Here is a 22,955-nt window from a genome sequence, read left to right as displayed (position 1 = left end):
GGTTTGGGCGGCCTTTTTTGCTGCTAGTAGGCTTGGCTGCGCTTAGTCGCCCAGCGACATCTGCTTCAGGTATTTTCTCATTTGCGAGGTGGCCTCCAAGTCACGGAATTGACGCAGTTGGCCTGGCGACAGCAGGTGCCCGGCCACTCGTTGCAGCTGCTCGCGCTCGGCTGGTATTTGCTCGGCCACTTCGGCGGCCGTGTGGTTGGCTGCCTGCACGTTCATGTACACAATTTCCTGCTCCAGATAGGCACGCAGGCTAGTACGCTGCGCGTCGGTCAGGTCAAGCCGGCTGGAACATGCCCGCACAAACTCGGCGGCTAGGGCGGGTGGGGCCATTATAGGCTTGCTCCAGCTGTGAGCGGAGATACGTGTAAAACCACTAGCTACCAGCAGTGCTGCGGCTAGCACAGTACGGGGAGGGAAGGGAATATTCATAGCACCTAATCAAGAAAAAGTTGGATGCAAATACGCAACACCTTAAACGTCCTTTTTCTTAATAAGTGCCTGAATTGAGCGACGGCCTTTGAGACAAACAGCTGTTAGCAAGGCACAGGATATAAATAGTTCAATTCACACCATTCAATCGGCTGGTTGAAAAATTAGTTTAAACCGCAGTAGTCGGTGATTGCGGATAGCGCGACCAAGTGGCAACTTAACAGAGAAATAATACCCAAACAGGGTTAAAAAAGCACATTTTCGGGTTGGCAGCTAAATCCAGCATTAAATCTTACTTCGTAGTATGGTTCAGCTTCTGTTCGGACAGTAAATGTGTGCATTCGCCGAAATTTTCCAATTCCCTTTACTGGCCAATTTTAGTTTTGTAGTGCGTTAAAGTGAGCAGTTTAGTTCTGCCTACTTGCCCAGCTTTTCAAAGAAGCCACCCCTGCCGACCGCTTTCATTTTTATTTTCACCCTAGCCACTTGGCTGTATGAGACCAACCCTACTGTTAAACAAACACTGGCTCACTAAATGGGCACTAGGTGTGCTTTGGCCCCCTAGCAGTGCAGTCTTCAGCATTGTACTAAGCCTACTGCTCATCTTGGCTGGCCGCAGCCAAGCCCAACGCCACGAATACCAGCCTAGCCTGCAAGATGGGACCTCGGCTACTCCAACTCGTACCACTGCTGCTCCTAGCGGCAAGCGTACGTATGGTATTCTGGCTGCAGCAACTGCAAACAATGTCTATACTAGTGTGGCTCCCAATTCCGGCTTGGCTTATATTCCAAGCCCTAGCGTAAGCGGGAGTAATACTGTTACTACCTATACGTATACCATCTCGACTACTGCAGCTGGGCAAGGTACGTACTATGCCTACGATGCCAACGGTAACAATACTACGCGCATTCAGCTGACGGCGGGCACCAAGGCAGTTAATGCAACAAACTACCCGAATATCGCCTTTCAGCCAGCTGCCAACTTTGTAGGCAACATTACATTTACGTACACGGTCACTGACAATACCGGGGCTGTGTCAAACGTGGCCTCCTACAATATTGCCGTGACCAATACCACGGCCAAGGCCCAGACCTCGCAAATTTTGCTGAGCACCTTTGGGGCGACGCGCTTGTCGCTGCCCCTAGCTGGCACGCCGGCCACCAACAACACTATTCAGAACTATATCATCAACACCCTGCCCGATGCCTCGGCAGGGATATTGTCGCTTAACGGCATGGCCGTGACGGCAGGCCAAACTATTGCGCTAGCCGATGTCAACAATTTGTTTTTTGCACCGGTAGCGGGCTTTTTTGGCACAGCTGTATTTAACTACGCAGCTAAAGACAACACCGGAGCCGCAGCTCCCGCTGGTTACGGCATCCCGGTGAGCCTGGGCACTTGTGGCACGGGCACGGGCCAGCGCAGCCTTATCGATTTTACGAGTCGGGCCATTGGCGAAAGCTTCAGCACTACTAACACAATTACCGTGGATGGTGTGACCGTAGTGGCTAGCCCAGGCGCTTACCCATTTACCAACTCGTCGGCCACCACATCGAGCCTCGACGTTCAAGACTTAAATGGTTTGCCTGGCAAAGGCATTGCCTGGCAGGAAGACTATGATAATACGACGGGTAATACCAAGACCTCGACGGTTACGTTTACTTTCAGCAAGCCGCTAACAAACTTTACCTTAACAGTAGGCGACCTAGACCGCAATTTTAGCACGGCGGCGAATCAGGGCTACATCGACCAGATGACTTTCGATGGCTACGATGCTAACGGCAACAAAATAACCTTGCCGGCTGCCAACGTCAGTAACGGTTCAGCTACTACCTATAGCGGCAGTAACGTAGTTACGGCCACTGACAATAGCACCAGCAATCCGGCCGACAACGTAGTTATTACGTTTCCGCAGGCTATTACGCGCCTGACGCTGACGTATAAAAACATTGTGAATGCTACCGATGCGGGCTTCCAATTTGTTGTTATCCCACAATTCTCGTGGTGCTCGCAGGCCGAAGTACAAACTACTATTAGCGGCCCCACCACGGCCGTAACCGGCCAAACCGTGTATTACTACGCCAGCACTACCAATACTGGCCCTGCTACGGCTACCAACGACGTGGTGACGCTGAATCTGTCGAGCAAGCCAGCGGCCAATGCTGTCACGGTTACCAACGGCACCTATAATGCCAGCACGGGTATAGTTACTTTCAACCCGGCGGATATTGCCAGCGGCGCCACTGTAACCAACCTGGTGAGCTACGTAGCGACGGCTACCACTATGGGCACAGCCGCTAGCACGAGCAATGCCTACGATGCCAATGCGGCCGATAACAACGGCTCGGCAGCCAGCGCACAGGTTACAACCACCGTATCGCCGACCGGGGCTGCTGGCACGGCGGCCAACTGCGCTACGGCTGGCAGAGATGGGGCCGCTAGCCTTGCTACCAACCCTAATACCTATTACCCCAGCAATGGCACCCAATCTTTGATGGGTGGCACTAGCACCACCATCACAGTTGGTGCGGCCCGCGGGGCGGGTACCACTATCGCGGCTGGTGACTTGCTGCTCGTGGTACAGATGCAGGGTGCTGACATCAACTTTACGGATAGCGACAGCTATGGCGATGGCCTGGCCGGCGGCTCGGCCAATGGCACCAGCGTAACGAACAACTTTACGGCCGGCACTTATGAATACGTGACCGTAGCTAGTGTCAGCGCCGGCTTTTCGGCCACAACCGGCGGCACTATTACCTTGGCCACGGCACTGCGTAATAGCTATTCGAATGCCGTGGCTACGGCCAGCACAGGCCAGCGTACGTTCCAGGTTATTCGGGTGCCGCAGTACACCAACGCCGCACTGACGGCCAATCTCGTGCCGGCTCCCTGGAATGGCACTACGGGTGGCATTGTAGCCCTCGACGTAGATGGCCAGCTTAACCTGAACGGCTTCACTATTGACGCTTCGGGCATGGGATTCCGCGGCGGTGCCGGCCGCAAGCTCAATGGTACTGGCACGGGCACTACCCCTTCCACAACTACCTACCGCAGCTCGGCTGGCCTGAATACGGGCGGGACCAAGGGTGAGGGTATTGCCGGTACGCCGCGCTATGTAAACGACCCGACCTACGCAGCCGCTAACAATGCGCTACTCGACACGCAAAGCACGACTACTACCGGCTATCCAACGTTGCTGCCCGCCACGCTGACTGACGGCTATCCTAGCGGCGACAACGGCCGCGGTGCCCCTGGCAACGCCGGCGGCGGCGGTACCGATGGTAACCCGACCAGCAACAACCAAAATACTGGCGGTGGTGGTGGTGCCAACGGCGGCCGCGGTGGCCGTGGTGGCAACGCCTGGAACAGCAACCAGCCCGTGGGCGGCGAGCCCGGCGCGGCTTTCCCAGCGGCTAGCAGCAGCCGCCTAATATTAGGCGGTGGCGGCGGGGCCGGCACTACCAACGACGGTACTGGCACGCCTAGCAGCGGCTTTGCCAGCAGCGGCGCGGCCGGCGGCGGCGCAGTACTGGTGCGCACTGGCACCCTCACCGGCACCGGCAGCATTCTGGCCAACGGCGCTAATGCCAATAATACGGTAGGCAACGACGGCAGCGGCGGCGGCGGGGCCGGGGGCTCTATCCTCGTGACGGCCACCTACGGCCAGACCGCCACCTTGACGCTCACGGCCAATGGCGGAACCGGCGGCACCAACAATGGCCAAGGCACTCAGGCAAATCCAGCAAATCACGGTCCCGGTGGCGGCGGCGGTGGCGGCGTTATCTTCACCAATAGTGTAGTAGCTGCCACGGCTACTAGCAACGGTGCGGCCAATGGCACCACGCAGCCCGGCACGGTAGCCTTTGGCGCCGAGGCTGGCACCATCGGTGTGAGCAACGCGGCCATCAGCAACAGCATTGCGAATAGTCTGACGGGTGCCACCTGCGTTGCCGACGTAACGACCGCCCTCATGGGCCCGCAGACGGTTAGCCCCGGCCAGCCCACGGGCACCTACACGGCTACCTTCACCAACGAAGGCCCGAACTCAGCTAGCACCGTAACGCGCACCGTGACTCTGCCCGCCGGCGCTACCAACGTAGTACTGCCCACAGGGGCCACGCTCTCGGGCAGTACGATTGACTTTGGTACGGCTACTAGCCTGGCCAGCGGCGCCAGCAATGCCTTTGCGTTCAGCTTCACGCCGGCTACCTCGGCTTCGGGCACGGTAGCCATTACGAGCAATGTCATGACGGCCGCCTCGCAGGGCACCGACACGGCTCCGAACACCTCGACCATCAATGCCACGGTAGCTCCGGTGGTTGATGTAACTACGACCATCGCGGCAACCACCTCATCGGTAGCCGCCGGTACTGCCTCGGGCACACCCAAATTCACGGTAACGTTCAGCAACACGGTAGCTAACAGCACGGCCACTGGCATAATGGCTTCGGTGCAGCTGCCGGCAGGTCTTACCAACGTTGCTTTCCCGAGCGGCACGGCCGGTAGCTACAATGCCACCACTGGTCTGGTGACTTACCCTAGCGTGACGTCATTGACCAATGGCAGCCCGGTTACGTCGGTTATCACCTTCGATGCACCCGCTACCGGGCCGGTAGTAGCGACGTCGGCCGTGACTACTACCACCAGCGAGGCGGGCCAGACGGCCACCAACAAGGCCACGACCAGCATGGCCATCACGCCAGCTTTCGACCTGACAACGACGCTAAACGGGCCGGCTTCGGCTGTACCCGGCAGTGAGGTAACTCTGGCCGTGACGAGCACCAACAGCGGCCCTAGCGCCGCCAACGCTACTGAAACGCTGACTCTGACCTCCGGCCTCACCAACGTGTATGTGAGCAATGGTGGGGTGTATAACCCGGCCACGACCACCCAGAGCATTGTCAGCAACGGGGTGACGTACTCGGTGCCGGCTGGTAGCGTGGTATTCCCGACCATCGCTAGCCTGCCGGCGGGCCAAACGGTGGCCAACTCGGTGAGCTACACCCAGCCCGGCACCGCCTTCTCGCCTTCGGCGGCAGTTTCGACTACTACCAGCGGCGAAACCACCACTGCCAACAACACGGCTTACCTCAACGGTGCCGCCACCAGCACGCTGCTAGCCAACGCTACCGCTGGCGCGGGCACGGCCAATGCGTATACCCAGATTACGACCACTACGCCTTCGACCACGGTAGGCGGCACGGTAGCGCTGACCGTAACCACCGGCAACAACGGCCCCAATGCCGCCACCGGCGTGCAGCAAACCGTGCAGCTGCTGCCGGGCCTGCAAGGCAGCCTCAGCATTGGGGGCAGCACTACCAGCACCAGCAGCGGCAACGTCATAACGTTTACTAATGGCTCGGCCAGCGGCACCACGTATAACACGCTGACCGGCGTTGTAATCTTCCCCGCCTTAGCTAACGGCAGCAATGGCAGCGCCAGCGCCACGAGCGTGAGCAACACCATCACCTTCGTGGCACCGGCCACCATCGGCAACAATGGCCAGCTACTGGCCATGGCCGCCGTAGCCACCACCAACACCGACCCGGTACTGGCCGATAACGTGGCCTCGGTAGCTATCACACTGGTACAGTCGGGCGATGTAGCTACTTCCATCTCGGGCCCGGCCACCAGCCTGCCCGGCCAGGCGGTGCAGTACACCGCCAGCTTCGTCAACAATGGCCCGATGACGGCCACCAGTGTAGTCGAAACGGCGCAGCTACCGGCCGGCCTCGGCACGGTAAGCATCACCGACCCCGCTACCGGCACGGCTAGCAGCGGTGCTTCGTACAACAGTACGACCGGCTTGGTTACCTTCCCAACGCTGACCACCGACCTACCAGGGGCTAGCCAGGTATTCAACCTCAGCTTTACGGCGCCGGCCCAAAGCCTGCGCGTGAGCAGCAACGTGGCAGCCACCAGCGCCGACGCCGCACCCGCCAATAACTCGGCCAGCGTGGCTACTACCATTGGCGCCGCCGACCTGGCTACCACGGTAGTGGGTCCGGCAACTGCCGCAGTGGGCAATGCCGTAACGTACTCGGTAAACACAACCAATAACGGGGTTTCGACGGCTACCAATACCGTGACCACCTTGCAGCTTGCCAGCGGCTTCTCGGCCGCTACGCTGCAGGTAAATGGCCAGACGGGCACGCTCAGCAACGGCGTGATTACCTACACGTTCGCCTCGGGCGCTACGGCTACTTACAACACGAGCTCCGGCCTGGTCACCTTCCCGACCGTAGCTAACTTGGCCAGCGGCGCCAGCGCCGCCAACTACGTCACGTTTGTGATGCCAAGCCCCGCCAGCGGCCAAACGGCGGGCGTGGCCTCGGCCAGCTCGAACCTTACTGACCCGCTCCCGACCAACAACACGTCGAGCGTAGCTACCAGCGTGGCTCCGACCACTACTACCATCGCCGATATCACGGCGACGGTATCAGCCGGTAGCTCCACGGCTACTGTAAACTCGGGCATCGTTTTCACGGCCAGCTACGCCAACAATGGCCCCGACGCTGCCAACGTAGTGCCCACGCTACAGCTGCTGCCAGGACTGACTACCAGCACGCTGACACTCGGCGGGGCCACGGCCTCGGCCAATGGCTCGACCATCAGCTTCAGCAATGGAGCCAGCTACAACACGACCACTGGCCTGCTCACCTTCGCTACCATTGCCAGCCAGGCTAGCGGGGCGGCTGCTACCACCTACACCGTCACCGTCACGGCCCCCGCCAACGGTCCGGTAGTAGCCACGGCCGCCACCACCTCGGCCACCACCGAGCCCAACACGGCCGCTGCCCAGGCCAACGATGTGCAGAGCGTAAGCGTGAGCGTAACACCGCTCTTCGACGAAATAACGACCCTAGCAGGACCGGCTTCGGCAGCCGTGGGCAACGCGGTTACCTATACCGTAACGGCCCTCAACAATGGCCCCTCGCTCACCAGCAATGCCACCACCCAAACGGTGACCCTACCCGCCGGGGTAGCGCCGCTTACGGGCAGCATCAGCAACGGTGGCACCTATTCGAGCACCTCCAATACCATTACCTGGACGATACCGGCCGGCCAGGGCACCGGCACCGCCGGGGCCGTAGCCAATAGCTTCACCCTGACGCAGCCGGCGGGCGGCGTAACGGTGACGGCCAACGTAAGCGTAAGCGGTGAAAGCAACACGAACAACGACGTGGCTTACCTCAACGGCGCTACCAGCCCCACGGCTACCACGGTGGCCAATCAGGCCCCGCTAGCCTTCGCGGTGGTAAACACGCTGCAAAATGCGCAGTCGAACGAAGCCGGCGGCCTGGCTACCGGTCTGCTCATCTCGCCGCTAAATGCCTCGGACCCCGAGAACAGCTTTGCTACGGCCAAGTACACGATAGTGAGCGTCCCCACCAACATTTCGGGTGGTACCACCAACCAGGGTGTGCTCTACTACAGCAGCGATGGCACTACTACAGGCACCTACTCGGCCGTAGTGGCTGGCCAGACCCTGACCGACGCGCAGAGTAAAACCCTGCGCTTTAAGGCGGCCGCGGGCTTCGTGGGCAACGCCTCGTTCACGTACCTGACTACCGATGCCGCTAGCAGCACCTCGCCAGTGGTAGAATACACCATTCCGGTGCAGCCAGATGTGGATGCCGCTACCTACACCCTGACGCCCACCAAAGGCGGCACCAACAACCCCTATGTAGTGGGCGACGTGATTGCCTTCACCACCGACGTAAACGGGGCGGTGAATAACGCAACTACCGCCTCGGTGTACCAGACCAACGGCCAGCTGCAAACAGGCAGCAACATCACGGGCGGTATTGCTTCCGCTACGGCTGGGGCCTTTACCAGCACGCGCACCGGGGTCAACTCACTCGCTGACCTGGGCCTGACCCTGCAGCCCGATGGCCGCATCGTGGTAAGCAACCCAGGCACCATTAGCAACCCCAATCTGCGCTCGGGCACCTACTCGGTATCAGTTACCACTGTAGATGCCAATGGCGGAGTGACCACCCAGACGGTGACCTTCGTTATCCCCAGCAACCCGCTGCCGGTAGTGCTGACGGCCTTTACGGCCACGACTGTGCAAAACCGCGATGCCCAGCTGGCCTGGACTACGGCTTCGGAAACCAACAGCGCTTACTTCGACGTGGAGCGTAGCTTCGATGGCGCTTCCTACACCACCATCGGCCAGGTAGCTGCCAAAGGCACCAGCCTGGTAGCCAGCACCTACGCCCTCACCGATGCGGGGGTAGCCAATCGCGCCACGGGTGCCGTGTACTACCGCCTCAAGCAGGTCGACCTCGATGGCAAAGCGGCTTACTCGCCCGTGCGCACGGTAAGCTTCACCAAGGCGGCTAGCCTTGCCCTGAGCCTGTACCCGAACCCCGCGCAGTATGCAACCGGCCTCGACCTGAGCCAGCTGCCCGCCACCGGCACCTACCAGGTGCAGCTGCTCGACGCCACTGGCCGCGTTGTGCGCTCGGCTAGCCTCAGCGGTGGCCAAGTGCAGTCCCTGGACCTGCACGAGCTGGCCAGCGGCACCTACCACGTGCTCGTGACCGGCACGCGCGCCGATGGCTCGGCCCTGCGCCAGACGCTACGCCTCACCAAGGAATAAGCTCCTTGTGGTCATCGCAAAAAAACCTCCCGGCCAGTGGCCGGGAGGTTTTTTTAGGTTCTGTCTCAGGCTAGGGCCAGTGCCAGGCAGGTAGCCGTTCTTTGTGCTTTCTATTCTGTACTCATGTCCGATTCAACTTCTTCCGGCCTCACCCACATCGGCCCCAGCGGCCAGCCGGCCATGGTCAACGTGGGTGGCAAGGCCGTGACGGCCCGCCTGGCCCGCGCCCGGGCACGGGTGGTGCTAGGCCCCGCAATTATCAAGCTGGTGCAGGCCGGCGACCTGCCTACCCGCAAAGGCCCGGTGTTTCAAACGGCCATCATAGCTGGCGTGATGGCGGCCAAAAAGACGTCCGACCTCATTCCGCTGTGCCACCCGCTAGGCCTCGACGACTGCCAGCTTACTATCGAAGTGGTTTCGGCCGATGCCATCCTCATCGAGTGCACGGCCCGCGTCACGGGCAAAACCGGCGTCGAGATGGAGGCCCTGACCGGCGCCTCGGTGGCCGCGCTTACCGTGTACGATATGTGCAAAGCCATGTCGCACGACATCGTGATTGAGCAGGTGCGATTGGTTGAAAAAACAGGCGGCAAGTCCGACTTCCATTTCAATGGGTAAATGGGCGAAGGAGAGAATGGGTGAATGCGTCTACCCTGTAGTAATTCATTCACCCATTCACTCCTTCGCCCATTTACCCATTGTTTAGGGGTGGGCGGCTACCCACACGGTGCCGTCTTCATACTCTTCCTTTTTCCAGATGGGCACCACCTCCTTCAGCGTGTCGATGATGTACTGGCAGGCGGCGAAGGAGTCGGCGCGGTGCGGCGTCGACACGGCCACTACCACGGCCACATCGCCGATTTCGAGGGTGCCGTGGCGGTGCACCACGGCCACCTGGCGCAGCATGGGCCATTTTTCCTGGGCCAGCTCGGCCACACGGCGCAGCTGGTGCACGGCCATGGGCGGGTAGGCTTCGTAGTGCAGGCGCACCACGCGGCGGCCGTCGCTGCGGTTGCGCACGGTGCCGATAAAGGCATTTACGGCGCCGGCCTCGTCCGATTCGGCGGCTTGCAGCACGGCGGCCACGTCGATGGCGTGGTCAACTAAGTCAATCAGCATTGGGCATTCTCTGAAATTCAAACTAACGGGCTAGCCCCCGCTCACGGGCGGAATCAGCGCAATCTCATCGCGCTCGTGCAAGGCCACATCGGCGGCGGCGTATTCATTATTAACAGCTACCGCCAGGCTGCGCAGGCCAGCCAGGGCCGGGTATTGGGTGCGCAGGTCGGCCAGCAGGCCGGCGGCCGACTGCCCGGCGGGCGCCGTCAGGGTCAGCGACGACTGCCCGACTATTTCGCGGGCAATGCCAAAAAGAGCAACGGTCAGGTTCATTTAACAGGTAGCATTTATCATGTAACAAGCTAGTGCCGCCTTGCAAGCAACAGGAGATTTACCATTCACACCTTATTTGTTAAATGATACATGCTACCTGTTACTTGAAAAGCTAGCCCCCAATTGTGGCCATGCTCTCGAAGTTGAGCTGGTGCACGGGGCGCTGGCGCTCGGCCTCGAAGCCGTTGGCCGCGCGGTGGTAAAAGGCCTGGCTCAACGCCTGCGCAATTTCCTGGTCCGACGAGCCGCCGCGCAGTAGCGCGCGCAGGTCGAGCACACCCTGGTCGTAGAGGCAGGTTTTGATGCCGCCCTCGGCGGTGAGGCGCAGGCGGTTGCAGGTGCCGCAGAAGGTGCGCGAGTAGGCCGCGATAATGCCCACCCGGCCCTGGTGGCCCGCCATGGTGTACTCGCTGGCCGTGGCGCCGGTAGCGGTGTAGGCCGGCACAAGGTCGCCGAGGTGCGCCTCCAGATGCTGCCGAATGCGGCGGTGGTTCCAGGGTAGCGACTCGGGCGTGGCCACGTGGCTGCCGCCATTAAAGGGCATCTCTTCGATGAAGCGCACCTCTACGGGCAGCTCGCGGGTGAGCTCGGCTAGGGGCACCAGGTCCTGGATATTGCGGCCATCCATCACCACCGCATTGATTTTCACTTGAATGCCAGCGTCGAGCAGCGCGTAGAACGTGCGCAGTACCTGGGGCAGCTCGTCGCGGCGGGTTATCTCAAAAAACCGTTGGCGGTCGAGGGTATCAAGGCTGAGATTGACGGCTTTTACGCCCATGCGGGCCAGGGCCGGCACGTGCGGTGCGGTAAGCACCCCGTTGGTCGTCAGGCTCAGGTCGTGGATGCCGGGCAGGGAAGCTAGGCGTTCCATGAAGGGCACCAGGTCGCGCCGCACGAAGGGCTCGCCACCGGTGAGGCGCACTTTGCGCACCCCTAGCCCGGTCATGATTTCTACCAGCCGCAGCATTTCTTCGTATCTAAGTAGCTCGTGCTTAGGCATATACTTGATACCCTCTTCGGGCATGCAGTAGAAGCAGCGTAGGTTGCAGCGGTCCGTGATGGCCAGGCGCAAATATTCCAGCGGCCGGCCGTGGGCGTCGTACAGCGTAGGGGAAGCAGAAAAATTGCTCATGCGAAAAACGAAGGTAGAACCGGCTGGCCGGTCCATGCATTACCCCAAACAGCGCTTGCGTGTTTTCATTCCCTGCAAGTTTTTAGCGCTGTATAAAGCCGGCTATAACGTCGCCCTGCCTGGCAGCAAAGGTGGTGGCTAGCCCAGGTGCCAGCTTAAAATTCTTCCAGGCCGCCGCTTAGCGTTTGCACATTGGCATAGCCGAGGCCTTGGAGCAGCGTCACGGCCTGGGCGCTGCGCACACCACTTTGGCAATACACTACTATCGGGCGGCTGCGCGGCACCTCGGCGGCGCGGGCGGCCAGCTCGGGCAGCGGCAGCAGCAGCGCGCCGGGCAGGTGGCGCCGCTGAAACTCCAGCGGCCCACGCACATCGAGCAGCAGCGGCGGCTCGGCAGCGGCCAGCTGCTGGCGCAGCTCGGCGGCCGAGAGGCTAGCCGGCGCGGGTGCACAGCTCACGTCGAAATAGTCGGCCGGGTTGGCGGTGTCGAGGCTAATCTGGCTTTGCACGTCGTCGCGCCGGAAGCGCAGCGTGCGGCTCTGGAAGCTAAGCGTGTCGAGTATCCAGAGGCGGCCGCTGAGCACGTCGCCCAGGCCCAGCACCACTTTGAGCGCCTCGGTGGCCTGCACCGTGCCGATGAGACCGGGCAGCACATTGAGTACCCCGGTGGTGTTGCAGTCGGGCGCCTCGGCTGCGCTAGGAGGCTCGGGAAAGAGGCAGCGGTAGGTAGGCCCGTCCTCGTAGTTGAACACCGACACCTGGCCCTCAAACTTGTAGATAGCCCCCGACACCAGCGGCCGGCCCAGGCTCACGCAGGCATCGTTGAGCAGGTAGCGCGTAGGAAAGTTGTCGGAGCCATCGACGACGACATCGTAGCCAGCCACCAGTTCGCGCACATTTTCCGGGTTCACCCGAATGGGGTGCAGGTTGTACGTGTTCAGCTCGTTGAGCCGCTTCAGGGCCCTAGCGGCGGCTTCTACTTTCAGCTGGCCCACGTCGTCGGGGCCGTAGAGCACCTGGCGGGGCAGGTTGGTTAGCTCTACTTTATCGGCGTCGGCCAGGCCCAGCGTGCCCACGCCCGCCGCGGCCAGGTATTGCAAAATGGGGCAGCCCAGGCCGCCGGCACCCACCACCAGTACGCGGGCCGCACGCAGGCGCTGCTGGCCGGCCTCGCCAATTTCGGTTAGCTGGAGGTGGCGGCGGTAGCGCTGGCGCTCGGAAGCAGAGAAGGAAGAAGACATGATAGTGCAAAAGCAGATAGCGGCCGGAAAGTTGCGCTACCACGCCACAACCCGCAGCAGACGAGTAGCCACCGGCATAGGCTGCACGTATAGCAGACTACCACCCGTGTGATTTTCATTGTACGACCTTGCTATGGCCAACCAACCTTCTTCCGTCACCACTCTGGCCAAGGCCACGCGCGGCCCGGCCGATTACTTCACTGGCACGGCCTGGGTTACCATGCTGGCCGGCCCCAACCCCACCGACTGCACCGTGGCCGACGTGACCTTTGAGCCAGGCTGCCGCAACAACTGGCACTCGCACCCGGCGGGGCAGCTGCTGGTTGTCACAGCGGGCCGCGGCTACTTCCAGGAGCGCGGCCAGCCCGCCCGCCTGCTGCGCCCGGGCGATACCGTCAGCATTGCGCCCGGCGTGGTGCACTGGCACGGAGCGGCGGCCGATAGCCTCTTTACGCACCTAGCCATCAACCCCAATGTCAGCGGCGGCGTGGCCGACTGGTTGATGCCCGTTACGGACGAGGAATATCAGGCGGCTCACAAGTAACGTACTCCTTGCCAATATCTTATCACCCTATTCTTTCTTTTCACCATGCACGTTTCGCGTTTGCTGGCTACATCTGCTTTATTGGTCGCGGTGGCCACGGCCGCCATTAGTTGGGGTGCCCGGCCCAAAGCGCAGAAGCCACAAAAGGTGCGCCTAGCCCGCATCGTAGTCGATTCGACCCAGCTTGCCAGCTACAAGGCCCTGCTGAAAGAAGGCGTGGAGGCTGCCATGCGCACCGAGCCGGGCGTGCTGTCGCTGTACGCAGTATTTGAGAAGAAAAAACCGAACCATCTCACCATCTTAGAAGTGTACGCCAACGAGGCGGCCTACCAAGCGCACCTCAAAACGCCGCACTTTTTGAAGTATAAACAAGGCACCCAGGCAATGGTGCAGGAGCTGGAACTGATTGATACCAACCCGCTTATTCCGGAGTTGAAAATAAAGTAGGGCCACGCCTTACAGCCCGTAGCTCACGGTGAGGTAGTACAGCCCGCCCACGCTAGGCCCCCCCAGGTAGGTCACGTAGTAGTTATTCAACGCATTGCTAGCCCCCAGCTTGAGGCGCACCTGCGCCGCAGGCACGTAGTAGCTCAGCTGCGCATCGAGCGAGCTGAAGGCCGGCACGCTGCCATTGACGAGGAAGGTCTGTGAATAGTAGCTGACTTGGTGCCGAAAGTTGAGCCCGAAGCCGAAGTTGCGGTAGGCATTTTCGTTGGCCAGGCTTAGGTTGTACATCCACTGTGGGGTGTTGAAGCCATCTTCGAGGCCGTCGCCGTTTTCGGTGCGGTCGAGGCGAGTGTAGGTGGCGTTGGCCCCTAGCAGGTAGCCGCTGGCCACGTTGTAGCGCAGCCCGGCCGAGCCACCATAGTTATACACCTGGCTCTGCGAGTTGGTCCAGAGGCGGTAGCGGGCCTGGCCGGTAGTAGTGCCGCCGGCGGGTATCGACGTGGTATTCAAGGCCGTGGCAATAGTAGTGAGGTCGGTGCCGCTGTTCAGGGCCACGCCGTTAGTAGTCTGCGGCACATAGGCTTCCACCTGGGCAATGAAGTCGCGGTAGGAGTTGTAGTAGAAATCCACATCGACCAGTAGCCGACCGCCAGGGCCTAGCGCCGCTTTGTAGCCGGCCTCCAGCGAGCGGATGTATTCGGGCTTGAGGTAAGTGTAGGGGTTCTTCACCAGCAGGTTTTGGTTGGCCGCGATGGCCTGGGCGCGGGTCTGGGCCGGCGTGCCGTTGATGCCAGCCGTCACGGCAGCGTTGAAGCGGTCGATGCTGCTGCGCAGGTAGCTGTTCTCAAACACGCCGTCGCTCATCACGCGCAGCCCCCCGATGCGCTTTACCTGACCACTATTCACGTTGGAAAAACCTTCAAACAAGCTCGGAAAGCGGTAGCCGCTCTGGTAGCTGAGGCGGAAATTCTGGCGCTGCGTGGGTGAGAGCACAGCCGTGAAACGCGGATTGAACCGCACGCTGAAGTAGTCGTTTTTATCCACCCGTAGCGTGGCCGTGAGGCGCAGCTTCTCATCGAGCAGTCGCGCGCCGGCCTGCACGAAGCCACCGGTTTTGGAGTACGTCAGGTTGTCGTTGAGTGGGTCTTTACCCGGATTGGGGTTGATGAAGTAGTTGCCATCGGGCACCACAATGTAGGTGCGGTGGTCGGCGCCGGCCAGCAGGTCGAGGCGAGCGGGCAAGGCGGTGCCGCCGCGCCGCAGAGCCTCGGCCAGGTTCACCTGCGCCTCGGCGTGGGCCAGGTTGGCGCGCACGCGCAGGGCGGCTCCCACATCCCAATTATTAATGTCTTGGAGCTGGCTCAGGCGCTGGTTGAAGGCATCGGTGCCGGGCTGGAGGCGGCCAGCATCGGCGGCAGCGCGGGCGGCGCGGTGGGCATCAGCCACGCCCAGGCCGCCTTTGCTGGCGTTGTTCCAAGCCGTGGCGTAGTCATTATACCACTGCGTATCGGGCTTGTAGCTGCGGTCCAGGTTCTCACCCATCGACCGCAGGTTATAGCTTTTGCCGGTGTTTTCCTCCGTGAAGTAGGCCCTGGCCTGCACCACGGGCGAGGTGAAGGTGAGCGCATGCTGCTGCAACAGGTAGTCTTGCAGCCGGAAGCGGTTCGAGCGCTGGTACACGTTGTCGAAGCTGGCCACGCGGTAGGTGTAGGTCAGCTCGGTACCGGGCCGGAAGCGGTAGTGCAGCGCGCCATCGGCCTTGAGCGTGCGCACGTTGTAGTCCACGAGGTCGCGCTCGTAGTAGCCGGTGCGGGCCACCTGGTAGCTCTTGCCCCCTAGCGTAATGTTTTTGCGGTCCGACGACTCGTTGCCGTAGCGGCTCACCTGGTCCTGGGCCGGGTTATCGGCCCCAAACAAGCCGGTAGTAGCGTTGCCGGTGGGGTTGATGTCGGTCTGGTCATTGGCTATCCAGTCGTAGGCGGCCAGGTAGGTAGCGTTCACCTTAAAGGCCAGCTTATCCGCCACCAGCACCTTGGCGTAGCGCACGCTGGTTTCTGAATAGCTTTTTACCGGCGAGCCGTTTTCGCCAAACGTTTTCACATTCGGGTCGTTCACGTGGTTAACGCCCGTTTGCTGGCGCACGCTCAGGCCTTCCGAATTGAACGGGTTGCGCGTCTGAAAATTCGCTAGCCCATTAATGGCGTTCAGGCCGTAGAGCGCGGCGGCCGTGCCGGGCACCAGCTCCACGCTCTGGATATCGAGGTCACTAGGCCCCAGCACGTTGCCGATGGGCCCGCCGATGTGCGGCGCCTGGTTATCCACACCATCTACGAGCTGGGCAAAGCGCACGTTGGTGGTGTTGGTGAAGCCGCGCGCATTAATCACCTTAAACCCAATGCTGGGCGTGATGACCTGCACGCCCTTCAGCCCGTCAATGGCATCAAAAAAAGACGGGGCCGGCGAAAGCCGGATGGCGCGGGCGTTGAGCTTCTCCACCGTCACCGGCGACTGCAAAAAGCTTTCCTCTACCCGCGAGGCCGACACCACTACCTCGTTGAGGTCGGTGCGGAGCGTATCGGTGGGCGCCGGGCGGCGGGGTAGCTTGATGGTTTGGGCAAAAGCAGACTGGGCTAGCGCCAGCGCCGACACGCAGGCCACCGAGCCGCGCCAAACGCGTAGCTTCTTTCTCATAAATCCTTGTTTACTAATCGTCTATCACTAATTCGGAACCTTCGTAATGCCAGCCGAGCTTTACTGCACCTTCACCACCTTCAGGCCCGTGACTTGGTGCATCCAGCGGGTGGGCTTTTTTTCCAGGGGCACGATGAGCTGGTAGGGGCCGTCGTGAGCAGGCAGGAGCTGGCCGTCGCGGTGGTCGGCTAGTAGAATGGTTTGGGGCGAGAAATCGGCGTCGATTTCGGGCAGCGCGTACACCACCTGGTAGCCATCGGCGGCGCTAGCTAGTAGGGCCTCAGCCAGCACCGCGCCGTGGATGCCTTTGCCTTCGGGGGCACCGGCCAGGTGCAGCACATCGCGCAGGGCCACGCCCCGGTACACGTGCTTTTTGCCTTCTTTATCGGTGGTAGTCTGCTCGTGGTGCGGCAACGCGGCTATATCGGCAGCAGTGAGGGTGCGCGGGTTAGCCATCAGCCCTTCGAGGTGTAGGGTGGCGGAGGCAGAAGTGGCCGTAGCGCTCTGCGCATAAGCAGCTGGCATGTAAAGGCTAGCACCAGCTAGCATCAACGCCACGGCCCAACACGAGCAGCCAACAGGAAAACGTAGCATTTATGGAATAAGAAAACTCGTTATGTTTTGCCGAATATAACGGAGGGCCTAGCCGATTGTTTCCATTTTTTCGGGGCTTATTGGTAAAGCCGGGCTGTTTCGTCGGCCAGAAACTGTGCGAACCGCGTTTGCATGGCCCGAAACTCGGCCACGGCCTGCGCGCCCGCTTCGGTGAGGCTAGCACCGCCCCCGTGGGCGCCGCCGGCCTGGGCGCCTACCAAGGGCTGTTTGGCCTGGGAGTTCATCGAACTCACTAAGTCCCACGCTTTTTTATACGACATCCCCATCTCCTTGGCGGCCTTAGAAATAGAGCCGGTGGCCTGAATGCGCTCTAGCAGTTCGAGCCGGCCAATGCCTAGAAAGCGGTCGGCGGGGCCTTCTATCCAGAGGCGGCCGTTGGCGCGGAAAGGCTGATTTTCGGCAAAAAGCTCGTGCATGATAAACAACAAAAAATACGCAGTCTTTGGCTGCCAGGCCAACTGCTAAAGTAGCGAACCCCGCCCAACTCGGCGGGCCTGCCCCGCCGGGTCGTAACCTTTGGGCCGTTTTAGCCTTAGTAGCGAGAAAAACGCCGCCGACTACCGGCTTGGCTTACCCGACTTATACGCTGGTTATGGATTTTGACGTTTTGATTGTGGGGGCGGGCAGCGCCGGGCTGAGTGCGGCCCTTACACTAGGCCGCTGCCGCCGCCGGGTGCTGCTGGCCGATGGTGGCGCGCCGCGCAATGCGCCCTCGCCTGCCGTGCACGGCTTTCTCACCCGCGATGGCGTGCAGCCAGCCAAACTGCTCGCGCTGGGCCGCGAGCAGCTAGCCCCCTACCCGACTGTGGAGGTGCACGAGCTGAAAATAACCAAGCTTCATAAGCTGGCCCACGGCTTTCGGGCCGAGGGCACCACCGACCAGGGCCACGCTTGGGCGGGCACCGCTAACCGGGTGCTGCTGGCCACGGGTGTAGATGACGTACTACCCGCACTGCCCGGCTTCCGCGAGCTGTGGGGCACGGGCGTGCTGCACTGTCCCTACTGCCACGGCTACGAGGTGCGCGACCAGCCGCTGGCCGTGTATGGCCGGGGCAAGGCCGCCGTGGGGCTAGCCCTGCTGCTCACCAACTGGAGCCAGGATATTGTAGTCGTCACCGACGGCCCCGGACACCTCACCGACTATGGCCGGCAGCGCCTGCGCCAGCACCACATTGGGCTGCGCCAGGAGCCGGTGGCCCGCTTGGTGGGCGGGCCGGGCGGCACGCTGCGCTGCATCGAGTTCACCGATGGCTCTTACCTGGAGCGCACGGCGGTGTTTTTGCACGCCCCGCAGGAGCAACGCAGCGCACTGGCCGCCGACCTCGGCGCGCTCATCACCAGCAAGGGCGCGGTGTGGGTCGATAAAAACGCCCAAACCAGCATACCCGGCCTCTACGCCGCCGGCGATACCACGCCCGGCCAGCAGCAGGCACTCATTGCCGCCGCCGAGGGCAGCAAAGCCGCCATCTGCCTAAACGAAGCCTTGACCAAGGAGCAAGTGATGCAGCACAAGCGCACGGCCTGCTGAGTCTGTGCAGCCCTAGCCGCTGGGCAGCTCGTCAGCGCCGGGCTAGCCAGTCGTGGGCGGCAGCTTCGTCGATGAAGGTGGCAATCTGACAATCGGTGTCGGCCGCCGACACCACGGCCGTGACCGGCTGCCCGGCGCGCATGGGCGACACCAGGAAGGCCAGCCGCACCGCTTCGGGGTAGCGCCCGCGCAGGGCCGGCGCAAAGGTTTGGCTAAACCAGGCGTTGACGGTGGGCTCGGTGAGGTCTTCGCGGCGGCGCAGGTCGAGCAGCCAGCGGGCGCAGGTGGCCGCATCGGCAGCGGCCAGCAGCTGCTCGTAGCCGGCTTGCAACTCGGCGGGCGTCACCTCACGGTGCCAGCGGGCGATAAGCGCCGGCAGGTCAGGGCGATGCAGCAGGTCGAGGCCGTGGTTAGTCATACGCAGCAGGCCGCAGCCAACTGCCAGCCTACTTGCAAGTTAAACTGCTTTCCGTCACAAACAGCCATACTTTTGCGTCGTTGGGCAGTTAGCTATTTTTTACGCCCCGTATTGTTGCCCATGAGCCCTAGCGCGCCCCCAGCTGCCCCGCACGACCCCTACGCTGCCCTTCGCATTCCCGATTTTCGCCGCTACATCGCGGCCCGCGCCTTGTTTTCGGTAGCCACCCAAATCCAGGGAGTGGTAGTGAGCTGGCAGATTTTCAAGCTTACCGGCGACCCGCTGGCCCTGGGGCTCATCGGGCTGGCCGAGGCCATTCCCAGCATCGCGGTATCGCTCTACGCCGGGCACGTGGCCGACTCGGTGCGGCGCAAGCGCATTGTGGTGCCGGCCGTACTGGTGCTTTTTCTGTGCGCCGTTACGCTGTGGTGGCTGGCGCACCCGCTGCAAGAAGCCTTGCTGGCAAAAGGCCGCCTGCACCTTGCCTTTGCTAACGCTACTATTGTGTGGCCACTGTACCTAGTTATTTTCGTGAGCGGCATTGCGCGGGGCTTCATGGGGCCGGCACTATTTGCGTTTATGCCGCAGCTGCTGCCCGACCGCAACGTGCTGGCCAATGCCGTGACCTGGAGCTCGACTACCTGGCAAGGCTCGGCGGTGGTGGGGCCGGCCATCGGGGGCCTGCTGCTGCACCTCAGCGTCGAGTTTGCCTACGGCGTCGATATGGTGATGGAGGGGCTAGCACTGCTGTTCTTCATCAGCATTGCCAGCCGCGAGCTGCCGCCTATTGAAGGTGAAAAGCTGAGCATGAGCGAAAGCATTACCAGCGGTATCAAGTTCATTTTCAACAATCAGCTGGTGCTGGCGGCGCTCTCGCTCGATATGTTTGCGGTGCTCTTTGGCGGGGCGGTGGCGCTGCTGCCTTTCTTCGCCGAAAACATTCTGCACGGCGGCCCCGACGCCTTTGGCTACCTGCGCGCCGCGCCGGCCGTGGGCTCCGTGCTGATGGCGGTGTTCCTTACGTTCTCGCCCCTTAGGAAGGGCGCCGGCCGCAAGATGCTGTGGGCCGTGGCTGGCTTTGGGGCGGCCACAGTGGCCTTTGCGCTGTCCACCAATTTCTACCTGTCGCTATTTCTGCTGTTCTTGACCGGCGTGTTCGACTCGGTGTCCGTCATCGTGCGCCAAACGCTGGTGCACACCTACACACCCGAGTACATGAAGGGCCGCGTATCGGCCGTGAACAGCATTTTCATCGGCTCCAGCAATGAGATTGGGGCCTTCGAAAGCGGCACGGCCGCCAAGCTTATGGGCACTGTGCCGAGCGTGGTATTTGGCGGCCTGATGACCATGCTAGTGGTAGCCATTACAACCTGGAAAGCCGACCAGCTACGCAAGCTGGAAATGGGCGCCGGCAAGAAATAGCGCTTGCAACCTCAAAAAAGGCCCATCCCTCACAGTGCAGGGGTGGGCCTTTTTGGTGTTAGCCCACTCGGCGAGCCCCTAGCCAGCTACCGGCTGCGCCGCTGCCGGGCGGCGCGTTTTACCCGACTTTTTGCGGGTGCGGCGTAGCCACATCAGCACGCCCGTAACCGGGAAGGTGAGGCTGCACAGCGTCACGACGAGGGCTAGCGCCTTGGTCCACACGCCGCCGATTTCGCCGGTGTGCAGCGGCTTGGCGAGGCGGCGCAGCTGGGTACCGGCCGTTTGGCGGGCGTAAAGATGCTGGCCCAGCGCCGCGCCGGTAGCCCGGTCTACAAACAAGGTGTCGAGGCCCAGGCTGCGCAGTGGCAGCATGCTCGGGGCACTTACCGTGATAGCCGCGGCCGAGTCTTTCGGAGCGCTCACTCGCCAGAAGTCGGCGGTGCGGTAGGTAGCCTGCCCGGTGCGCAGGGCAGCATCGTAAGCCACGGCACGCGGGCTGCCAGGCTGCGCCGAAACCGGCGCCACCAGGCCCACCGTCGGCCGCGAATTGGTAAGCGTAAACAGCGCCTCAGTAGCCCAACGGTACGACATAATAACCCCCGTGAGGGCCAGCCCAAACAGAAACAGCGAGCAGTAGAAGCCCAGCACCACGTGCAGGTCGTGGGTCAGGCGCTTGCCGCTAGCCCCCCACTTGATGCGCAAGCGCCCGCGCAGCATGTCGCGCGTTTTGGGCCACCACAGCACAAGGCCAGTTACGGTAATGAAAAGAATAAAAAGGGCCGACAGACCCGTGAGGGCCTTGCCAACCTCGCCAGCCAGCAGGCGCCGGTGCAGGTCTTCGGCAAACTTGAAAACCGGCAGCTGCTTCTCGGTTTGCAGCCCTAGCACCTGGCCCGTGTAGGGGTTGAGGTAAGCGGTGCTACCGCGCTCGGGGCGCTTTTTTTCGCCGCCTTGGCCACGCTTGCCGCCTTCGCCGGGGCCGCCAGCCGGGCCGCGCTCGCCACCGGGGCGGCTCCCTTCCTGCTTTAGCTCGCCGGAGCCGCCGGGGCGGGCTTTCTCATCGCGGTACATCAGCTCTACGGTGCGCGCCGGGTCAGCATACACCTTAAAGCCCAGCACCTTTGCCTTAGGGTTGGCTTGCTGAAACTGGCTGGCCAGCTGCGCCAGCGTCAGGCGGGGCTGCCCGGCCGGCACGGCCACGGCGTAGCGCTCGGCGTGCAGGGCGTGGGTTATTTCTTCCTCAAAAACCAGCACAGTGCCCGTGAGGCACTGCACGAAAAAAACCAGACCGGCTGCTAGGGCCAGATAAAGGTGAATGCGGCGAAAAATCACTTTCATAAAGCGGTTGAGCTGAATCAAGCCGCAATTTAGAACGATTTTAAATACCGTTCACTCGTTTTTTAGACCAACGCCTAATCGCAGCGCACATAGGGGCGCAATTTGACGAAGTTCTCCTCCTTCAAAAGCTTGAGCTGCCGCAGGTCATCAGGCGTGGCGAAGGGGCCGTGCTGCTTGCGGTAAGCTACAATCAGGCGGGCTAGCGGCTTGCCCACATACGGGTGCGCCCACAGCTCATCGAAGCTGGCCGAGTTGATGTGCACCGGCCGAGGCGCGAAGCCAGGCGCCACGAAGGTGTACTTGCGCAGGCTGTCCACAAGGTCAGGTGCATCACGTAGCACGAATACTTCTTCCAATTGATTTTCAGCAAGGTAGCCACCTAGCTCATCGCGGTGCTTTACTATCCACTTGGCGCGGCCCCGGCCGATGCCCTTTATCTGCATCAGCTGCGTGGTGTCGGCCAGGTTAAGGTCGAAGGGCTGCAAATGGGCCGGCTTGCGCGCAAAACGGCCGGGCAGGCTAGCCGCATTTTCCCCAAAAGCCGGGCGGCCGCTTGCGTAGCCTGCACCGCGCCCTGGCAGCCCCTCAGGCAGCTGTATAAACGGCGCCAGCCGCTGATACACCGAGTCGGGCAGGCCGTAGATGCGCTGCACCTGGCTTTTAGCCCGGAAGCCCCCGGCTTTTTGGCCGTAGTTGACGATGCGGCCAGCCACGAAGTGCGGCACGCCACGGGCCTCCCAGCCCTCGGCTGTGAGGGAATTGGGGTCGAAGGGCGCCAGTGGCACCTGCGGTACGGCAGCGTAGCGGCTAGCCCCGGCAGGGCGGCGGGCCGGGTAGCGAGCGGCGTAAGCGCGGTCGTGGGCAGCGCGGTTCGAATCGAGGCGGGCGGCGAGGTCGCGGCCCCAGGCGTCGAGCTGGCGCTGGTCGGCGGCGGGCAGGTAGCGAGGGTCGGCGGGGCGCAGCAACGGAGGCAGCACAGCGGCCGCCAGCGCCAAAAGCAGCAGAACCAAGCCGCTCGTTTCGGCCCGCGAGTAGCCAAAGTACCGCCGCAGCCAGCGCCAGGCCGCCCAGCGGCTGCCAGGTGGACGAGGGGGCGGGGGCGGCGTAGCAGACATAAAAAGGCGGCCAGATTACAACACG

The 22,955-nt window shown here is 61.8% G+C and carries 17 protein-coding genes; 6 read left to right on the top strand and 11 right to left on the bottom strand.

The window, feature by feature from the left end; all coding sequences use genetic code 11:
* Positions 1-42: 42 nt before the first annotated feature.
* On the bottom strand, positions 43-438 hold the full coding sequence (locus J4D99_RS11905) for a hypothetical protein (RefSeq protein ID WP_208131933.1): 396 nt from the start codon (positions 436-438) through the stop codon (positions 43-45).
* 776 nt (positions 439-1,214) lie between these two features.
* Here J4D99_RS11905 and J4D99_RS11900 point away from each other — a divergent pair.
* Entirely contained in the window at positions 1,215-9,047 is a 7,833-nt protein-coding gene (locus J4D99_RS11900) for a T9SS type A sorting domain-containing protein (RefSeq protein ID WP_208131932.1), read from the top strand.
* Between the two features lie 123 nt (positions 9,048-9,170).
* Positions 9,171-9,665 carry a cyclic pyranopterin monophosphate synthase MoaC gene (gene moaC / locus J4D99_RS11895; RefSeq protein WP_208131931.1) on the top strand — a complete coding sequence of 165 codons (495 nt, stop codon included), beginning with the start codon at positions 9,171-9,173 and terminating at the stop codon, positions 9,663-9,665.
* Positions 9,666-9,749: 84 nt separating this feature from the next.
* On the opposite strand, the gene J4D99_RS11890 is transcribed toward moaC, so the two are convergent.
* The 4 genes from J4D99_RS11890 to moeB all read right to left on the bottom strand — a co-directional run bounded on the left by J4D99_RS11890 (position 9,750) and on the right by moeB (position 12,812).
* Complete coding sequence (locus tag J4D99_RS11890) at positions 9,750-10,166, bottom strand: molybdenum cofactor biosynthesis protein MoaE (RefSeq protein WP_208131930.1); 417 nt, start codon at positions 10,164-10,166, stop codon at positions 9,750-9,752.
* Between the two features lie 30 nt (positions 10,167-10,196).
* Positions 10,197-10,439: a MoaD/ThiS family protein gene (locus tag J4D99_RS11885; RefSeq protein ID WP_208131929.1), complete on the bottom strand. Its 243-nt coding sequence runs from the start codon at positions 10,437-10,439 to the stop codon at positions 10,197-10,199.
* A 112-nt stretch (positions 10,440-10,551) separates the two neighbouring features.
* Positions 10,552-11,571: a GTP 3',8-cyclase MoaA gene (gene moaA, locus J4D99_RS11880; RefSeq protein WP_208131928.1), complete on the bottom strand. Its 1,020-nt coding sequence runs from the start codon at positions 11,569-11,571 to the stop codon at positions 10,552-10,554.
* A 155-nt stretch (positions 11,572-11,726) separates the two neighbouring features.
* Entirely contained in the window at positions 11,727-12,812 is a 1,086-nt protein-coding gene (moeB, locus tag J4D99_RS11875; protein ID WP_208131927.1) for a molybdopterin-synthase adenylyltransferase MoeB, read from the bottom strand.
* A gap of 133 nt (positions 12,813-12,945) precedes the next feature.
* Here moeB and J4D99_RS11870 point away from each other — a divergent pair, with 133 nt between their 5' ends.
* Both J4D99_RS11870 and J4D99_RS11865 read left to right on the top strand, forming a co-directional pair.
* The gene (locus J4D99_RS11870; protein WP_208131926.1) at positions 12,946-13,356 is read left to right on the top strand and encodes a (R)-mandelonitrile lyase; all 411 of its coding nucleotides are present in this window, start codon (positions 12,946-12,948) and stop codon (positions 13,354-13,356) included.
* A 45-nt stretch (positions 13,357-13,401) separates the two neighbouring features.
* Complete coding sequence (locus J4D99_RS11865) at positions 13,402-13,803, top strand: putative quinol monooxygenase (RefSeq protein WP_208131925.1); 402 nt, start codon at positions 13,402-13,404, stop codon at positions 13,801-13,803.
* Between the two features lie 9 nt (positions 13,804-13,812).
* Here J4D99_RS11865 and J4D99_RS11860 read toward each other — a convergent pair whose 3' ends face one another.
* The 3 genes from J4D99_RS11860 to J4D99_RS11850 form a co-directional block, all read right to left on the bottom strand.
* Positions 13,813-16,494: a TonB-dependent receptor gene (locus J4D99_RS11860; protein ID WP_208131924.1), complete on the bottom strand. Its 2,682-nt coding sequence runs from the start codon at positions 16,492-16,494 to the stop codon at positions 13,813-13,815.
* A gap of 60 nt (positions 16,495-16,554) precedes the next feature.
* A complete protein-coding gene (locus tag J4D99_RS11855) occupies positions 16,555-17,019 on the bottom strand; it encodes a molybdopterin-dependent oxidoreductase (protein WP_208131923.1) in 465 nt (154 codons plus the stop codon).
* A 146-nt stretch (positions 17,020-17,165) separates the two neighbouring features.
* Positions 17,166-17,525: a winged helix-turn-helix domain-containing protein gene (locus tag J4D99_RS11850; RefSeq protein ID WP_208131922.1), complete on the bottom strand. Its 360-nt coding sequence runs from the start codon at positions 17,523-17,525 to the stop codon at positions 17,166-17,168.
* A gap of 176 nt (positions 17,526-17,701) precedes the next feature.
* Here J4D99_RS11850 and J4D99_RS11845 point away from each other — a divergent pair, with 176 nt between their 5' ends.
* The gene (locus J4D99_RS11845) at positions 17,702-18,637 is read left to right on the top strand and encodes an NAD(P)/FAD-dependent oxidoreductase (protein ID WP_208131921.1); all 936 of its coding nucleotides are present in this window, start codon (positions 17,702-17,704) and stop codon (positions 18,635-18,637) included.
* Between the two features lie 31 nt (positions 18,638-18,668).
* Here J4D99_RS11845 and J4D99_RS11840 read toward each other — a convergent pair whose 3' ends face one another.
* Entirely contained in the window at positions 18,669-19,055 is a 387-nt protein-coding gene (locus J4D99_RS11840) for a hypothetical protein (RefSeq protein WP_208131920.1), read from the bottom strand.
* A 120-nt stretch (positions 19,056-19,175) separates the two neighbouring features.
* On the opposite strand from J4D99_RS11840, the gene J4D99_RS11835 reads away from it, so the two are divergent.
* Entirely contained in the window at positions 19,176-20,477 is a 1,302-nt protein-coding gene (locus J4D99_RS11835) for an MFS transporter (protein ID WP_208131919.1), read from the top strand.
* Between the two features lie 78 nt (positions 20,478-20,555).
* Here the strand turns inward: J4D99_RS11835 and J4D99_RS11830 are convergent, their stop codons facing one another.
* Together J4D99_RS11830 and J4D99_RS11825 are read right to left on the bottom strand one after the other, a co-directional pair.
* Positions 20,556-21,815, bottom strand: a complete 1,260-nt coding sequence (locus tag J4D99_RS11830) for a PepSY-associated TM helix domain-containing protein (RefSeq protein ID WP_208131918.1) — start codon at positions 21,813-21,815, stop codon at positions 20,556-20,558.
* Positions 21,816-21,889: 74 nt separating this feature from the next.
* Positions 21,890-22,930, bottom strand: coding sequence for a ComEA family DNA-binding protein (locus J4D99_RS11825; RefSeq protein WP_208131917.1), 1,041 nt, complete (start codon positions 22,928-22,930; stop codon positions 21,890-21,892).
* Positions 22,931-22,955 lie beyond the last annotated feature (25 nt).

Origin of the sequence: Hymenobacter sp. BT559, from assembly GCF_017571525.1 — a bacterium.
Classification (GTDB): Bacteria; Bacteroidota; Bacteroidia; order Cytophagales; family Hymenobacteraceae; genus Hymenobacter; species Hymenobacter ginsengisoli.
The sequence above is the reverse complement of the archived record's forward strand: the minus strand, read 5'-3'. Positions and strand labels throughout refer to the sequence as shown.

Coding starts and splice junctions, on each gene's coding strand:
- J4D99_RS11905 (WP_208131933.1), bottom strand. CDS start 438: ATGAATATTCCCTTCCCTCCCCGTACTGTGCTAGCCGCAGCACTGCTG.
- moaC (WP_208131931.1), top strand. CDS start 9,171: ATGTCCGATTCAACTTCTTCCGGCCTCACCCACATCGGCCCCAGCGGC.
- J4D99_RS11890 (WP_208131930.1), bottom strand. CDS start 10,166: ATGCTGATTGACTTAGTTGACCACGCCATCGACGTGGCCGCCGTGCTG.
- J4D99_RS11885 (WP_208131929.1), bottom strand. CDS start 10,439: ATGAACCTGACCGTTGCTCTTTTTGGCATTGCCCGCGAAATAGTCGGG.
- moaA (WP_208131928.1), bottom strand. CDS start 11,571: ATGAGCAATTTTTCTGCTTCCCCTACGCTGTACGACGCCCACGGCCGG.
- moeB (WP_208131927.1), bottom strand. CDS start 12,812: ATGTCTTCTTCCTTCTCTGCTTCCGAGCGCCAGCGCTACCGCCGCCAC.
- J4D99_RS11870 (WP_208131926.1), top strand. CDS start 12,946: ATGGCCAACCAACCTTCTTCCGTCACCACTCTGGCCAAGGCCACGCGC.
- J4D99_RS11865 (WP_208131925.1), top strand. CDS start 13,402: ATGCACGTTTCGCGTTTGCTGGCTACATCTGCTTTATTGGTCGCGGTG.
- J4D99_RS11860 (WP_208131924.1), bottom strand. CDS start 16,494: ATGAGAAAGAAGCTACGCGTTTGGCGCGGCTCGGTGGCCTGCGTGTCG.
- J4D99_RS11855 (WP_208131923.1), bottom strand. CDS start 17,019: ATGCCAGCTGCTTATGCGCAGAGCGCTACGGCCACTTCTGCCTCCGCC.
- J4D99_RS11850 (WP_208131922.1), bottom strand. CDS start 17,525: ATGCACGAGCTTTTTGCCGAAAATCAGCCTTTCCGCGCCAACGGCCGC.
- J4D99_RS11845 (WP_208131921.1), top strand. CDS start 17,702: ATGGATTTTGACGTTTTGATTGTGGGGGCGGGCAGCGCCGGGCTGAGT.
- J4D99_RS11840 (WP_208131920.1), bottom strand. CDS start 19,055: ATGACTAACCACGGCCTCGACCTGCTGCATCGCCCTGACCTGCCGGCG.
- J4D99_RS11835 (WP_208131919.1), top strand. CDS start 19,176: ATGAGCCCTAGCGCGCCCCCAGCTGCCCCGCACGACCCCTACGCTGCC.
- J4D99_RS11830 (WP_208131918.1), bottom strand. CDS start 21,815: ATGAAAGTGATTTTTCGCCGCATTCACCTTTATCTGGCCCTAGCAGCC.
- J4D99_RS11825 (WP_208131917.1), bottom strand. CDS start 22,930: ATGTCTGCTACGCCGCCCCCGCCCCCTCGTCCACCTGGCAGCCGCTGG.